This is a genomic window from Gemmata algarum (assembly GCF_034097035.1).
Classification (GTDB): domain Bacteria; phylum Planctomycetota; class Planctomycetia; order Gemmatales; family Gemmataceae; genus Gemmata; species Gemmata algarum.
On the sequence record NZ_JAXBLV010000221.1, the window covers coordinates 1 to 15,441 of the forward strand.

Here is a 15,441-nt window from a genome sequence, read left to right on the forward strand (position 1 = left end):
AACTCGAACCGCGGGGCCGGGGCGGTGACGGGCGGTGAGCCCCCCAGGGCCGGGCCGGCGGGCGCGTCGGTGCCGGCGGCCGGGGGCACGGCGGGGGGCTGGGGCTGAGGCCCCTCGGACGACCGCGGCCCGCCCGTCACCCGTGCGAGGCGGCTGGTGACATAGCCGATCGGGACGCCGCGGTTCTCCCGGAGGAAAACACCGGAGAAGTGGAGCCCGAGGACCTCCCCGGTGGCGAGGTCGACGATCGGCGAGCCCGAGTTGCCGCCGAGGGTCGAGCAGTCGTGCATCACCAAGTCGTCGGCCAGGCGCTGCACCTGCCCCGGGGCCAACCGCTTCACGTTGTACTTGTCCCCGAACAGTCGCGTCATCAGCTCTTGCTCCGGGATCCGGCTGTCGGCGGCCGGGTACCCGATCGTGGCGACGAGCTGCTGCGCTTCGGCCCGCCCGCGCGCCGGTTGCAGGAACGGCGACAGGGCGCCGGCCGGTCCGGCCCTCTCCACCCGCAGGAACGCGAAGTCGGGGCCGTCGTCGTCCTCGATGTGGAGCACGTCCTTGACCACGAACGCCCGCGGGCTGTTGTTCCGCAGCTCGCGCCGAAAGTCGACCCGGGCGGCCATCCGGGTGCCGCGGTCCGGCCACCCGCGCTTGAACACGAACGCCCGGCTTCCGCCGGCCGCGCTCAAGGCGGCGAACTCCCCGGCCACGTGGCGGTTGGTCACGACCACGTCGTCGGCGATCAGCCAGCCGGTGCCGACCCAGGTCAGGTCGGGGTGGCGGTCCACCTCGATCCGGCCGACCGACGGGATCACCCGCCGCAGCGCGGCCCGCACCGCCGCGTTCGACAGACGGGCCTCCCAGATCAGCGCCTCGGGGCCATCCACGACGTAGTCGTCGCCGGCCACCTCGAGCACCGGCCGGCCGACCCGGTTGACGATCGTCTCGAGGCCGAGGGCCGAATCCGTCCCGAGGCCCTCGAGGGCCCCGACCCGGTCCCGAACGCCCTCGAGGGTCGGCCGGAGCTCCGGGGCCGCGGTGAGATCCCGGAGCCGGTCCAACTGGTCGGCGAGGCCCTTGTCGGCCTCGAGTATCCGGCGGGTCGATTCTCGCAGGAGCTCACGCTCGTCTGTCATGACAGCTCCGATTGACCGGAATTCAAGAAACTCTGCCGGTTCATTTACAAGCGACAAGCGGCCCGCGCGCGGACCGCCGAAAACCGGACAAAAAAAAGATGGCACCTCTCGGCTCAGCGGCTCACCCGTTCACGGGCGCGAGCGTTCGTGCCGGAACGAGCCGTAACAGCCATGCCTGATGCAGGTCGCACGATGCTATCAGTAATAAAAAGGAAGCTCGGAGTAAAATAAACAGAAAATGTCGAATTTCGTCACGACAAACGACAAGGGTTTTACAAAGAGGTGAGTGAATTCAAGACCGATTCATCTGGCCGGAACCCAGGGAGCATTTTGGACGCAGCAAGACGAATTGTCTTACGACACAACGCCTTACGCCGCCATGCCCGATACGGGCACTTGCTTAGGACGACCGGTCAGAAGCCGTCAGACCAGCAAGTCATAAAGCCACAAAATGTTTTCTAGACTAAATTTGTGACTGCATGACTTTCGACGAGGGGACTTTTGACGGAAGTCCTTAGCGCTCCGGCAGCAGCACGGGTCGGGGCGTGCGCCGGTTGCTGAACCGGCGCAACGTTTGGCTGACGTGGTCCACGACCGAGAGGGGCCGGCGTCGACACGCCTCGAATACGGACATCAACACCCTGTGCCTTCGCGCCTGCGGCCGTCCGGTTCCCGCCCCGCACCTTGCGGTTCACAACCGCCGGGCGGACCGCCGGCCGGCCTTCCCGTTGGTCGGCTCGGTGCGCGGGTCGAACGCGAACCACTGCTCGAAGTGATTCCACAGGTGCCGCGCCGGCGTCGCGTGCTCCGGCACGGCGCGCCAACTCCGGCAGGCGCGTATCGAACGCCACCCGGTGCGCGTCGAGTTGGTCGTCGGTCCACGCCCCGGCACGCACCCGTTGCGCCCGCGGATCGCCTCGGTGAACGGCGCGATCACCTGCCGCGGGAACCGCCCTTCCCCATCACTGGCACCCCTCACCCGCACGTGGTGTCGGCCGTGCCGCGTGCGGTGCCATCAGATGAATCGGACGGCGGGAACGGGCGGGCCGGCGGGGGCGGCCCGGGTCACTGGTCGCCCGACGGGAGCGGCGACAGCCCCAGCTCCTTGAGGAAACGGTTGTGCGTCTCCGTTGCGGCCCGGAGGGCGTTCTCGATCGCGACCAGTTCCGCGTGGACCTCCTCCAGCTTCACGTCCCCCTCCTGCTCGGCGGTGCTGACGTAGCGCGAGATGTTCAGGTTGTACTCGTTCGCCTCGATCTCCTTCATCCCCACCCGCCGGGCGTACCGCTCGACCTTCTCCGGGCGGTTCTGGTACGTCCCGATGATCCGCGCGATGTGCTCGGGCTCCAGCCGGTTCTGCCGCTTCCCCTTCGCGAAGTGCTCGGCCGCGTTGATGAACAGCACGTCCTCCGGCTTCTTGCACTTCTTGAGCACCAGGACGCAGACCGGAATGCCCGTCGAGTAGAACAGGTTCGGCGGCAGCCCGATGACGGTGTCGATGTGCCCGTCGGTCAGCAGCTTCGTGCGGATCCGCTCCTCCGCGCCGCCGCGGAACAGCACCCCGTGCGGCAGGATGATCGCCATCACCCCGTCGTCCTTCAGGTCGTGCAGCCCGTGCAGCAGGAGCGCGAAGTCGGCCGCGCTCTTCGGGGCCACGCCGTGGGCCTTGAACCGCGGGTCCTCGCTCATCGCCCCGTCCGGCTCCCACCGGTAGCTGAACGGCGGGTTGGCGACGATCGCGTCGAACTGCGGCTTCTTCGCCGGGTTCTGCTCCCGGAGCATGTCCCAGTCGTTGGTCAGCGTGTCGCCGTGGTCGATCTCGAATTCGGTGTCCTTCACCCCGTGCAGCAGCATGTTCATGCCCGCCAGGTTGTAGGTGGTGACGTTCTTTTCCATCCCGAAGATTTTGCCGATGCCGTGCGCCCCCATGCGGTGCCGGAAGTTCAGCACTTTCACGGCGCTCATCTGACGAGCGCAACAGCTCTCCCAGCAACCGCCGTAACCGGGTCGGGTTCCACGGCGGCGGGTTCGTGCTCGGGTTCGCGGAAGGCATCGGGCACAGACCGGCGGGAACGGGCGCCCGCATTCTATGTGGTAGAACGATCGAACGCCTGCCCTCAGTCGTCGCGAACCGGAACAATCCGTACTGCATTGCCAATGCCGGGGTGAACTGCCCATCTTTTGCAAACCGATCGCGAAACGACCGATTCCCCTCACGCGGGACTGCCGACATAATAAGCACGAATCGTTTTTCAGTTCCGTGTGCCGTTGCCCATGAGCCGTAACGTCGATCCCATTCGCTGGAAGCTCGATCGCTTGCGGGGTGGCGAGGTGCCGCGCTGTTGGGATGTGTTTGGCGGATGCGGCGGTCTGAGCCTGGGATTCCACACCGCAGGGTTCAAAATCGCGGGCAGCGTCGAACTCGACGCCGCCGCTGCCGCCACACATGCCCACAACTTTCATCGCGACGACCCGCGGCACGCCGTTCACGCACAGCCCCGCGATATCACGACTCGTGAACCGGCCGAATTGCTCGCCGCGCTGGGCATCCCGGGCGACCCGAGCTGTGCTGTTGACGTGCTGTTAGGCGGGCCGCCGTGCCAAGCCTACGCCCGTGTCGGGCAGGCCAAGCTCCGTGAGGTCGCCAAGCACCCGACCGCCTTCCTGCAAGACTCACGCGGCCGGCTCTTCGAGCGATACCTGCACTCCGTCGAAGCCCTCCGGCCGCTCGTGGTCGTGATGGAGAACGTGCCCGACGTTCTCAACTACGGTGGGCAGAACATCGCCGAATCGGTTTGTGAGCGGCTGAACGAACTCGGCTATGACTGCGCGTACACCCTGCTCAACGCCGCGTTCTATGGCGTCCCCCAATTACGGGAACGGTTGTTCCTGTGCGGGTGGTCGCGACAACTCGGGGCGATCTTCGAGTTCCCGAAGCCGACCCACCGGGCGGAACTCCCGATCGGCTACCTGAACAGCCGCTCGGTCGCACTCCGCACACTTCGAGAGGCGACCGGAGGTTTGTTCAGAGACGGTGCCCGCTACCACTACGTCGCGCCACCGCCGGTCTCACCACAACTACCGGCCGCGGTGTCGGCCCGCGAAGCACTCGGCGACCTGCCCGCGATCACCGCACACCTCGCGGGCGAACTCACGCGGGGAATGCGGCGGCTTGATGAACTGGTGCCATACCCGGCGGCCGATGCGCTCCCGCCCTACGCTCGTCTGATGCGGCGCTGGCCGGGCTTCGCCGCGACTTCGGCCGTCCGCGAGCACGTCATTCGCTGAGCACCCATTTCCCCACGTCACCATGTGCCTCCACACCGAGCGCCACTCGGCGTATCTTGCCTGAGTAAACCCAGCCGCCAGCACGGTGCTCGGGCTTCGCACTACAAACCAAGGGCATTCACGTGGCCGGTCGCAATTGGTCGCGCTCCGAAACCCTCGTCGCGTTTGCTCTTTACTGTCGGCTCCCGTTCGGCCGGCTTCACGCCCGGAACCCGGAAATCGCAGCAGTGGCAGTGAAACTTGGGCGGACGTCCGCTTCGGTCGCGATGAAGTGCTGCAACATCGCTTCTCTGGACGAAACGCACCAGCAGAGAGGTGTTAAAGGGCTGTCAAAGGTTGCTGCCCTCGATCGAAGCATTTGGAACGATTTTCTGACCGATCCTGACACGATCTGCTTCGAAGCTGCGAAAGCACTTGCTGCGCTTGAGTCGCGTCCCGTGCTTCCGGTGATCGAGCCTGAACTCGCACAACTCGAAGGGAAAGAGAAAGAACGAGTCGTTCGCGTGCGTGTGAACCAACACTTCTTCCGAGAACTCATTCTCACCGGCTACGGCGAAGCGTGCGCGGTCTGCGGGCTGCCGATCTCCGAACTGTTGGTCGCCGCGCACATTGTGCCTTGGGCAGCGGATGCACGCCTCCGCATGAATCCGCGCAACGGCTTGTGCCTCTGCGGGACACACGACCGCGCTTACGAACGCGGTCTGCTCCGCGTCAGCGGCGACTATGTCATTCGGGCTATTGTCCCCGAGCGAGTTCGATCGTCAGAGGTCGTAGCTGACTGGCTCATCCGATTTGATGGGCAGAAATTGCAACTCCCGCAGCGGTGGATTCCAGCACCTGAACTGTTGGACCGAAAACTCGCTCTGGTCAGCGGCCTGACCGCGTAAGCGATCGCGAGGGCAAAACCACGGTGACTGAGTTGCGTGCCGCCACGTGACGCCGGCCGAATTTGTCAGGTCGAGATCAACCACGGCGAGTTCTGGCCGACGCTCCGCGGCAAACGGGTCGGGTTCATCGACGGCGGGGTTGCGAACCTCGAAGCGGTCGGCGCGGCCCCCGTGGCCATCCGCGTCGGCTCGTACACGGTGATCCCGGGCGATACCGGCGACCAGCGTGAGCAGTTCCGGTTCGAGCGGCAATTAATTGGAGAGTTGTTCAGCACGTCCGCGACACAACAGGGCTTCTTTGACGACCTGAGCGAAGACCCGGCCCCGCTCCGGGATGTGGCCCGCTTCTGCCTCGAAGTGGCCGGAGCGCAGGCCGCCGCCACTACTAATCCGCCCCCCGATTGGCTGCTGCTGCACGGCCCGCTCGTGAACCCGGTCGCCATGTACGACCGCGTTCCCAACTTCTCCACGGACGGCTTGAATTCACTTCTGCCGGCGGCCGAAGTCACCGGGCGCACCGGGAAACACACCCACTTTATTTCGGTCTACCGCCGCCAGCTCGAGTTACTTCGTGATTCGGCTGCCAGAGTGTGCGGGGTTGTCGAGCGGGCGTCCGGGTCGCGACTGGTCGCGTCTACGCTGCTCAACGAACTGGCCGAAGCCGGTCACATCGACGCCTCGTTCCGGGATTACGCCGGTGCCCGGCTGAACGAGTACCGCATTGCGGACGCGCTGCTGTTCCAAGTGGTGCTGGAACCGGGCGAATACCTGCAACCGGTCACCATTGACCGCAACGACGTTCGGCGTGCCCCGACTGAGTGGCAGGAGTTCATCGGCGCGTACCCGAAACCCCGGGTCAGTTTCGTGAACGTCTCGGACGTGGCCCAACCGCTCCGCGTGGAGTGCTTCGACAAGCTCCCGGCCGACGAGTACCCCGCGCTGTTCGGCTTGGTCGTCCACAGTGCCCGGTTGCTCCCGCGGTACGCCTTCCCGGCTGGGTTGGACATCGTGGACAAGCACGCCAAGCTCCCGGACTGGCTGGCCAAGCCGATCAACTCTCGGCTCGCCACGCAGATGCTGCGGAAGGCCATTGAGGTGGCGAACAAGGAGGGCGAACCGCGCCTGCTGACCGCGATGTGGCAACTGCTCGCGGGCACCACCCGGGATTTCTTCTTCCGACCCAAAGCCTGACCCGGACAAATTTACGCGGAGTGCCTTCAATGCCCGAAACGCCCACACTTGTTAGCGCGGCTCCCGCTGGCGACTGGTCTTCAATAGGCCAAGTCGTCGGGAACGCGTCCACTTCGGAGTTCAGCTTCGTGCTGAAGAGCTTTCGCTCGCGCGTGGGTGACCTCGTGGCCGTTAAGATGGACGTGCCGAGTTCCGATTACAGGGGCAAGAACCCGACAATCTATGTCTGGGGACGGGTCACGAATATCACGCGGTACAACCCGTTCTTTCCTTATGAAGCGGCTCAGGAGTTGGCCGAGGAAGGGCTGAACCTGCGGGACACGATCCTGTCCGACAGCCGGGACCAGCTCGAAGCCACGGTCCTGATCCTGGGCTGCACGCCCCCGGACAACGCGAAAACCGTGTTCCCGCTGACGTACCCGGTGCAGCCGGCCGCAACGGTGTTCTACCCACCCGCGGCCTGGGCGAAGGAACTGCTGGCCGGCTCGCTCACAGGGACACCACTCCAGGTCGGCACCCTGATCGCCCGGAGCGATGTGGATGTGAACCTGTCGGCCGATCGCTTGGTATCCCGTCACTTGGCGATCCTGGCGATGACCGGCGGCGGAAAAACAGTAGCGGCCCGGCGGATACTACGCGAGTTGATCGTCGCAGGATACCCGATCCTGATCTTCGACCCACACGGGGACTACCTGGGCTTCTCGCAAAAGCAGGCCCTCTTCGCCGACCGGAAGATCAAGCTGTTCTTCCCTTATCTCACCATGTCGGCCGGAAGCCGAAGCATTGTCGAGAAGCTGATCGCGAAGATGACGCAGGGCATCTCCGACCCGCAACGAGAGTACATCGCGGAGTTGATGGCGGGAATCGAGCCACGTGCCGGCACGCCGGTTCGACAATACATCGGGTCGCTCCTGGCCGAACTCGGAAGCCGCATCAGTGCCCCCCGTGACAAGCGACAACTTCCGACGATGTACGCCGTCCGCCGTGCACTCAATCAGGTCGATCAGTACCTGAGCCGCATGGAACTTACCAACGACCGCATGCGCGCGACCTTTGCGCGAAAGGGCCTGACCGGGTTCGACCAGTTGCCCGACCCGAACGGTTCACCCGAGCAGATCATCGCCCCGAAGCAGGTGTCGATTCTGTATCTGGGCGGTTACGACCAACTCACCCAATGCACCATCGTCTCCATCTTGATGGAGTCGCTCTTTGAACACCGGGCGGCCATGACGGACGCGATCCCGCCATTCGCCACTTTCATTGAAGAGGCGCACACGTTCATTCCGTCCAACCGCGAAGGTGCGGAAGACGCGCCGTCGGTCGATACCCTGCGGAAGGTCATCACTGAGGGGCGGAAGTTTGGCACGGGGTTGGTGCTCATCACCCAGCGCCCCAGCCGCGTGGACGAGACCATCCTGTCGCAGTGCAACTCGTTCCTGGTGCTGCGACTGGTCAACCCGAAGGACCACAGTTTCGTTCGCTCGGTCATGGAGAACATGTCGGACGCGGACGCCCGGTTGTTACCTGGATTCGGCCCTGGTCAGGGCATCGTGAGCGGCCAAGCGGTGCGGTTCCCGCTGCTCGTGCAGATTCGCAAAGACGACGACTTGATGTTCACCGAACTCGGGGATGAGAACTTCATCGAGCAGGCGCAAAAATGGAAGCCACCGGCCGCCGCTGCCGGGCGGGCCAGTTCGCGCGAGGCGACGAAGAAACTGGCCGCGATCCCCACACGCAAGGCCAAAAAGTAGTTCACAGTCCGGCCGCCACCTTCGTTAGCCAGCCCTCGGCCCAAATCAGCGCAGTTGCTGCACGTCGCAGATCAGAAGTAGCCGTTCGGTCGGCCGTCGGTTTCACCAGCCGGCGGCCCCTCCCCACTACCGACACTCCCCAACCGGACGTGGCGTCCGCCGAATCGCGTGCGGTGCCATCAGGTGAATAGGGGGACGGTCCGCGCGAGCACCGCGACCGCCCTGCCCCACTCGGGCGCGTCCCGTGAGTAGAGCTGTAACGGGGGTTACAAGGCACGAGAAAAGTGCGATGGGGCCACGACTGGACATCTGCGGGGCTTCGGACTGCCGATTCGCTACCCGCTCGCTGGTCGCCGCTACCACCGAATCGTGCCCGCAAAACCCGGAGAACGCTCCCGGTGAGCGCAGACGGGTTGTCGGCCTCGATGAGTGAAGACGCCGCAACGTGTGAACGGGTCGCTAGTTGTGGTGGGGATGTGTCGGGGCGTGGGTGGGCGCTGTGGGACGCGAACCGGGGCCGACGGCCCCACGCGGGCGGGGAAAACTTCCGGAAGTGCGTTTTGAGGGGAATGCGATCGGAATGCGCGGGGTGTGCCGAACGGAACCGGCCCCCCGCCCTTCCCCGCGCTCGAACGCGAACCAGGGGACGCGACATGATTTCAGCGGGAGCGGATGGGAATCGAACCTTCGCAGAAACTGTCGGAAAACCAGCAGTTCACAAGCGAGGCGGCGCAGAAAGCGGCGCACGAGGCGATGGACCCCGAACTTGCCACGCTCGTCGCCAATTGGCCGAAGCTGCCCGAGGCAATTAAGGCCGGCATCTTGGCGCTGGTTAAAGCGGCAACCTGAACCGCGTTCAGCAGCTCCCTGGTGTCAACGTCTACGGAACCTCCGATTACCCTCGCAACCTGAGGTTCCGTAGACGACAGCTTCGTTATCATCCAGCCGGACGGGATGTGGTTACGATGCGGCGGACTCCTGGAACAGCTCACCGGTCACCCACGGGCGAGGCAGATAGTCGGACTCGACCTCGATTGGGATCCCTCGATCATGGGCCAGCACAACGAGAGCGATCAGCCCGAGCGGCCACAGCGCCGTGTGGTTCCCCTTCGTCTCCTCGGGCAGGTCCGCGAATGCCGTCCGCCGTAACTCGAGCGATTCGGCCAAGGCCGCGTTGAATTTGGCGGCATCCTGAACGTCGAGGGCATTTACCATCCGGTCGTTCGCCTCCCCAATCCGCCGGTTGATGGGGCGGACCTTCGCCGGCCGCGCCGCAGCGGCGTGAATCAGGTAATCGGGGGCAAGCGGTCGGTCGGGGTCAAGGGCGGCCTCGACAAGAGCGCGGTGCTGCTCGACGCGGTGCCGGTCGCGTTCAGGGTCCGAACTGCGGGAGGACGAACGGCGGAGGGCGTCGTAAGCGATTGGCCGCAGTTCGATCAAACAGTCCGCGTGCCGCGCGACGACGGCTTGGCTAATGGCGTCCACCCACCGGCCAGAGTGAACGGAGCTTTCGTCGACCCGTTCATAGAAGCTGTATGGTGGCCCGTTGTCAAGTCGCCAGAGCCGCGGCGATGCCTTGAGATCAGAGAACACGAAAGCAGCTGTGTTGGCTCGCGCCGCCACGGCCAGCGCCCAGGCGCACATACGCGGGTCGGCACTAATCAGCAGGCCGTGGTGATACGTCACCTCGGCCGAGTGGGCGAGAGGGGTCAGGAGATCGACCCGGCTCGGGTCGCGGAGGATCTCCAACTTTTTTTGGACCGAGGCGGCCTCAAACTCGTGCCGTCGCCGGCTGTCGGCAAGGTCGAGCTTGACGGCGTGTTGAGGGACGAACATGCGTGCTCCCATTGACCGCGGGACGTGCTCAACCCGGTGAGTATCGCGGGAAGAAGGCTTGGATTTTCCAACGGTCTACCCTCCACGGTGTTGGTGGCCAGCGAAGGCGTTAAACAACGGGACCGCGGGACAGACGGAATAGACCTCATTCAGGATAGCGGCATTTTTGTACTCTAATGGTGCCTCCTGGCCGTAGTTAGAGCCCCATGATCGCGCGCCTGGACAACCTGTGGAAGCACCGGGTGGTGTTCGAGCACCTGACCGGACTGACGGTCGTAGCGTTCGACGCGCTGGTGCGGGACGTGCCCCCGGTGATCGAGGCGGGGCACCGCCGGAAGTTGGACCGCCCGGACCGGCAGCGGGCGGTGGGCGGGGGCGACCACTTCGACCTGAGCACCGCGGACCAACTGCTACTGACGGTCATTTGGCTGCGCCAGTACCCGACCAACGAGGTGCTCGGGTTCCTGTTCGGGGTGTCCGACTCGACCGCCAGCCGGGTCCGGACCCGGTGCGTGCCGGCCCTGGCCCAGGCCGGGCGGGACACCATGCGGATGCCGGACCCGGGGGCCCAACGCCGCAAGCGGCTCCCGGCGGTGCTGAGCGACACCCCCGGGCTGGCGGTGATCGTGGACTCGTTCGAGCAGCGGACCCAGCGGGCCTATTACTCGGGCAAGAATAAGGCCCACACGCTCAAGATTCCGCTGACCGTGGACGAGGCGCCGGGGCGCATCGTCCACGTGTCCGAGTCGGTGCCCGGGCGGTGGGCCGACATCAAGTTGCTGGATCGGGCGGGGCTGCCGGACCGGCTCCCGGACGGGGTCGGTGTACTCGGTGACGTGGGGGCGGACAACCGGGATCTCATGGACCTGATGAACGGCCGGGTGCGGGTTCTCCCCGGCCAGCGGGTGCTTGCAGTCCCGGCACGTGTCCGGTTTGAGGGTCCGGATCTCATCGGGGGGGGGGGGTAAGTGACTGTCCCATATGTGGCGGTTGGGTGGGTAGAATGGTCCATGCGAACCCAATCCTACCCGAGCGACGTGACCGACGAGCAGTGGGGGCTCATCGAGCCACACATCCCCGTGTACCCCGGCGGCCGTCCCCGCACCACCGCCCTGCGGGACGTCACCGACGCGGTCTTCTACGTGCTGCGGACCGGTTGCCAGTGGCGGTACCTGCCCAAGGACTTCCCGCCCAAGTCCACGGTCTGGCGGTACTTCGACGAGTGGCGACACAACGGCACCCTCGACACGATCCATGACCTTCTCCGCAAAAAGGTCCGCACCGCCGAGAGGCCGTACTCGCCCCGGACGACCGCGAGCGTGGATAGCCAGTCGGTGGACACGACCTCTGGCGGCGAGGAGCGGGGCCGGGACAACGCCAAGAACGTGGACGGGCGGAAGCGGCACATCCTCGTGGATTCCATGGGGTTGCTGCTGGCCGTGCTGGTGACGGCCGCGAGCGTCGATGATGCCAAGGCGGCGGCCGAACTGTTCGGCCGGCTGGACGAGCAACCGATGGGGAAGGTCCGCCGGGTGTTCGCCGACAGCAAGTACCACAACTACGCCCTGTACGAGTGGGTCGAGACGAACGCCCGGTGGGAGCTGGTCATCGTCCGCCGCCCGGACGGGGCCAAGGGGTGGGTGAAGTTACCGCTGCGGTGGACGGTGGAGCGGACGTTCGCCTGGCTGGGGACGTGCCGGCGGTTGTCCAAGGACCGGGAGAAGACGGTGCGGTCGTCGGAGGCGTTCGTCAAGTTGGCCATGATCCACCTGATGCTCAACCGGCTTGAGCCGAAAGGGGGCGACGCCGAGTTTCAATACCACACGGTGGCATAAATCTCACATATGGGACAGTCACTTAGAGCGTGCGCTCGGCTTTGGGGTGCCCTGGTTGCCCGCCCGAGCGTTTGCCCGAGGGCCGCTCGGGCGGGGCCGATTTCACGTGCGGCGGGTCCGACGACGGGGACTTGGACGAGTTCGCGGAGTTCTGGTTGAACTGGAATTTGAGTTCAGCAACCTCCGCCTTGAGTTCGGTAATCGTGGCCTCAAAAACGCGGATATTACGGCGGCGCGCAAGACACGCAAGGCAGAACCGCTGGGAATCACGGGCAACGGCTGTCGGGCCGAGAGCCTGAATGCGTATCTTACGCGCCGCCGTAATATCGGTCACCGGCGGCAGCGGCAGGTTATTGGAGAGGCACAGCGGCCAATAAACACACGTCATTACGTAATACCATATGCGAAGGACGCACGCCTATGACAAAACCTACTATATAAATCAAATAAGATTATAATATATACAAGAATCAATGTGACAATTTAAACCTGTAAAGTTACGTTAATTTGCGTGCTATCAATCGCCGTCCAACACCTTCGGCAGCGTTCTCCGCGCGCCCCGGAATGTGCTTCGGACCGTGCGGAACCGTCCCATGCCCGGTGACGCATGGCGACCAAGCGGACCACGGTCGATTCGATCTGATCGTATTTCGAATCGCCGACGGACCCGCGGGATACGCGGAATCGTCGGCCCCAGTTCCTGGACATCGTGATTCCTGCGATGTGCGGGCCTACTCGGCCCGACCGCGATCCGCCGGCGGGCCGTCGCCCGGGCCGGGTAGGCCCGCGCGTTCTTGGCGTTGCCCAACGAGATCCCGTCTCGGGGTTGCATGCGCAACCTGCTCATGGCGGTTCAACCCGGGGCGTCTCAGCGGCGCTCCCGAGAGAGGGTCGCCGGCGCCCTGGTGAGCGCGGACGGTCACCGAATGGACTGCCCAAGCTACCGTGCGAAGGGTTGACTGATCGGTTCGGGGCCGGTCGAGGCGGCTTGCGAGCAGGTCGTTGGTCAACGAATGAACGGCAGCGGGATGCGGTGGGGCGGAGCCGGTGCAGATGCCATGCGCCACCTCCGCGCCTTGTTTCGAAGCGAGAGAACCCAGTGGGATGACTACTGGGCCTCACTCGCTGCCTGAAACCGGACGGTGTGAGAGACGCTCATCACTGGCCTCCAGTTCGATCGATTTGTCACTTTGCGTAGAATCGAAATAGTCACTAAAGCTACGACCTTCTGCCAGCCGACTGATTAGCGGTGCGATCCGACTATTTCACTAACCAAGAGTCAGTGATGATGACCGCCCGCATTATCGTAATGATCGTGAGCTGCCTCTGCTTGTGTGCCTGTACCCGCGTTGTGGTCCACAAGGATCCCGGCGTCCACGACAAGGGGATTCGGTACTATCGGCCGAAGCCGTATCTGTTTATTGTGCCGGGCGAGGGTGGTGGCGGTGGCAAAGAGCCAGCGTTCACCGTGAGTCAGGGTGCTCCCATTGAGATCAAGTCGGTTCAGGCCGATCCTTCTGTCGGGGCAATCAAGCAGGCTGCCGGCCAGACGGACCCACAGCCCAAGTTGCAGGGGTTGCCCGAAAAGCGCGACAAAAATCAGCCGACGGCGCCCACTCCGACGAAGATCTCCATCTCGATGGCGTACATGCCCGACTTTGCCGAGGAGTATTCGATCCAGTTGCGACCGGGGCTCGGGATCGGCGAGCTCAACGTGACGCTCGAAAACGGGTGGAATCTGACTTCGGTCGGCATCAAGACCGACCAGCAGACGGACGAGATTCTCAAAAGCACCGCCGACCTCGTGAGCAGCGTCGGCGGCCTGCTCAAGCCGCTGGGGTTCAAGGAAGGCGACCCAGAGCCGCCGGGGCGAATCCTGGCGACCAACATCCCGTTCGGGTTCTACGAGGCCGTCATCGCACGGGATCCGAAGGGGAAAAAGCAGTTGTACGGGTGGCGGTATGTGGGCTTCATGCCCTTCCAAGGGTGCCCGGTCGAGGTGGGCGGTTCGTCGCCGGTCTGCTGCGGCGATCCAAGCGCGATCTACGGCCTCGTCATGGACAAGGACGGGATCATGCGGTTCGAGCAGATCGCGACCATTCCGACGTTACCACCGGCCGTCAAGAAGTGAGCCACGGCCACCGCTCCGAGCGTGCGGCACCGGTGGGTGCCGCCACTCAGATGACGGCCGGTAGCGGCGGGAAATCCACGTCCGACCTGATGCTCCCCTGCCGGGCGTCCACGCCACGCTCCCAGAACATCTCGACGATAGCGGCCTCGCTGTCCCGGTCGGCGGTGCCGGCGGCGATGAGAAGGCGGTTGACCGCGACGAGCGAGATGGCACCGTCGGCGAGGCCGCCGTCGTGGGGAACGAAGGAGAGGAACCCGACGGCCAAGGTGTCGGCCCGCGTCCGCCCGAATAACTCGCGGAGCGACCAGAGGCACCCGGACCAGAACTCGGTCAGCCGCAGCGGCTGACCGCCGAGGGGTCCATGGAAGTCGAGCACGCGGGAGAACGGTGGGCTTCCCGTCTGCCCGTCCCCGGCCGCTTCCCAGCTCCCCAGTCCGCGGCGAAACGCGCCCCCTTTGACACCGTCGAAGAACGTCGCGGCGAAGTAATCTGCAGTCCCCTCGGCCAGCGGTCGGGATGCGGCGGCTTGGCCGAAACCGAAGACGATCGCGTTCTGGACGGCGTGACCGTATTCGTGAAGGATGACCTCGGCGTCTTCGGCGTCCGGGGTGCCGCCAGTTGAAAGGGTCACCACCAGCGTGTTCGGGTCGAAAAAGGCACCGCTCCCGCCTCCGCTCGCGTCAACGGATACCCGAACCGCCGCGTGTGCCATGCCTATGCTCTGCAAGTACCGCTGGGCAGTGTCGATGTGGTAATACGCCATAACTTCACGGAAACCCGTATTCTCGCGAGTGACCCGGAAGTCGCCGGACGGACGGCGGATCCGGGCCGCCGCGCTCGTGGCCTCCGTGGTCACCCACGGGCCGGTCAGGAAGCCACTGTCGTCGAGGTCGAGCAGGGCGACCTCGCGGTACGCTTCCGACGGGATCGGATCGGCGGGCGACAGACCGGGGGCGCCGAGGGCGACCATCGGGTTGGGGGAGAAGATCAGGCCGCTGCCGGTGGCCCGCAGGAGTTGCTCCTCGGAGTGAATCACGCGGCCCGTGACGACATCGACGTACACCCGCCACCGGTCCGCTGGGTCCGCGCCCGCCAGGTCCACACTCCAAGTTCGGTGCACGCCCGGGCCGGCCCGGAGGTACGTTAATTTTGGGTCTCGTGTGGCTGCCACGCCCTCAGCAGATCCGACCGACCGAACCGCATGATCGACCGCTTGGTCTGCAGAGAGCACGGCCCGGTGCGGACAGGTTTGACCCGCTCGTTTGGCGCGCGCGGCCGTGAGGCAGCGGTTGGATACGGCGACGACGTGGCCGTCCGGGTCGAGGTCCACCCGGAGCCAGGCGTGGCTCAGCCGCTTACCGCGAAACCGCTGCTGGAAGAGGACGTGCT

11 protein-coding genes and 4 pseudogenes are annotated in these 15,441 nt (G+C 65.0%); 9 read left to right on the forward strand and 6 right to left on the reverse strand.

Annotated elements, in window-relative coordinates; all coding sequences use genetic code 11:
• From R5W23_RS26555 to R5W23_RS26565, 3 genes and pseudogenes are all read right to left on the reverse strand, one after another.
• Positions 1-1,133, reverse strand: a 1,133-nt coding sequence (locus tag R5W23_RS26555; RefSeq protein WP_320688976.1) for a trypsin-like serine peptidase, incomplete at its 3' end; no start/stop codon positions are given.
• 691 nt (positions 1,134-1,824) lie between these two features.
• Positions 1,825-1,947: a hypothetical protein gene (locus R5W23_RS26560; protein ID WP_320688977.1), complete on the reverse strand. Its 123-nt coding sequence runs from the start codon at positions 1,945-1,947 to the stop codon at positions 1,825-1,827.
• Between the two features lie 251 nt (positions 1,948-2,198).
• A pseudogene (locus R5W23_RS26565) lies at positions 2,199-3,080 on the reverse strand (N-6 DNA methylase); the annotation flags it as partial.
• Between the two features lie 327 nt (positions 3,081-3,407).
• Between R5W23_RS26565 and R5W23_RS26570 the strand changes: the two are divergent.
• The 5 genes from R5W23_RS26570 to R5W23_RS26590 all read left to right on the forward strand — a co-directional run bounded on the left by R5W23_RS26570 (position 3,408) and on the right by R5W23_RS26590 (position 9,099).
• Entirely contained in the window at positions 3,408-4,421 is a 1,014-nt protein-coding gene (locus R5W23_RS26570) for a DNA cytosine methyltransferase (RefSeq protein ID WP_320688979.1), read from the forward strand.
• A 227-nt stretch (positions 4,422-4,648) separates the two neighbouring features.
• Positions 4,649-5,308, forward strand: a complete 660-nt coding sequence (locus R5W23_RS26575) for an HNH endonuclease (protein WP_320688980.1) — start codon at positions 4,649-4,651, stop codon at positions 5,306-5,308.
• Positions 5,309-5,344: 36 nt separating this feature from the next.
• On the forward strand, positions 5,345-6,499 hold the full coding sequence (locus R5W23_RS26580) for a DNA double-strand break repair nuclease NurA (RefSeq protein WP_320688981.1): 1,155 nt from the start codon (positions 5,345-5,347) through the stop codon (positions 6,497-6,499).
• Positions 6,500-6,528: 29 nt separating this feature from the next.
• Positions 6,529-8,250, forward strand: coding sequence for an ATP-binding protein (locus tag R5W23_RS26585; protein ID WP_320688982.1), 1,722 nt, complete (start codon positions 6,529-6,531; stop codon positions 8,248-8,250).
• Between the two features lie 672 nt (positions 8,251-8,922).
• The gene (locus R5W23_RS26590) at positions 8,923-9,099 is read left to right on the forward strand and encodes a hypothetical protein (protein WP_320688983.1); all 177 of its coding nucleotides are present in this window, start codon (positions 8,923-8,925) and stop codon (positions 9,097-9,099) included.
• A gap of 111 nt (positions 9,100-9,210) precedes the next feature.
• Here R5W23_RS26590 and R5W23_RS26595 read toward each other — a convergent pair whose 3' ends face one another.
• Positions 9,211-10,086, reverse strand: a complete 876-nt coding sequence (locus R5W23_RS26595; protein ID WP_320688984.1) for an immunity 49 family protein — start codon at positions 10,084-10,086, stop codon at positions 9,211-9,213.
• Positions 10,087-10,292: 206 nt separating this feature from the next.
• Between R5W23_RS26595 and R5W23_RS26600 the strand changes: the two are divergent.
• A pseudogene (locus R5W23_RS26600) lies at positions 10,293-10,880 on the forward strand (transposase family protein); the annotation flags it as partial.
• 216 nt (positions 10,881-11,096) lie between these two features.
• Entirely contained in the window at positions 11,097-11,921 is an 825-nt protein-coding gene (locus R5W23_RS26610; protein WP_320688985.1) for an IS5 family transposase, read from the forward strand.
• A gap of 25 nt (positions 11,922-11,946) precedes the next feature.
• Here the strand turns inward: R5W23_RS26610 and R5W23_RS26615 are convergent.
• Positions 11,947-12,144 (reverse strand): annotated as a pseudogene (locus R5W23_RS26615) (DUF6444 domain-containing protein); the annotation flags it as partial.
• Between the two features lie 697 nt (positions 12,145-12,841).
• Between R5W23_RS26615 and R5W23_RS26620 the strand changes: the two are divergent.
• Positions 12,842-13,054, forward strand: a pseudogene (locus R5W23_RS26620) (ISKra4-like element ISSiac4 family transposase); the annotation flags it as partial.
• Positions 13,055-13,209: 155 nt separating this feature from the next.
• Positions 13,210-14,052, forward strand: coding sequence for a hypothetical protein (locus R5W23_RS26625; protein WP_320688986.1), 843 nt, complete (start codon positions 13,210-13,212; stop codon positions 14,050-14,052).
• A gap of 46 nt (positions 14,053-14,098) precedes the next feature.
• Here the strand turns inward: R5W23_RS26625 and R5W23_RS26630 are convergent, their stop codons facing one another.
• Positions 14,099-15,154: a gluzincin family metallopeptidase gene (locus tag R5W23_RS26630; RefSeq protein WP_320688987.1), complete on the reverse strand. Its 1,056-nt coding sequence runs from the start codon at positions 15,152-15,154 to the stop codon at positions 14,099-14,101.
• Positions 15,155-15,441 lie beyond the last annotated feature (287 nt).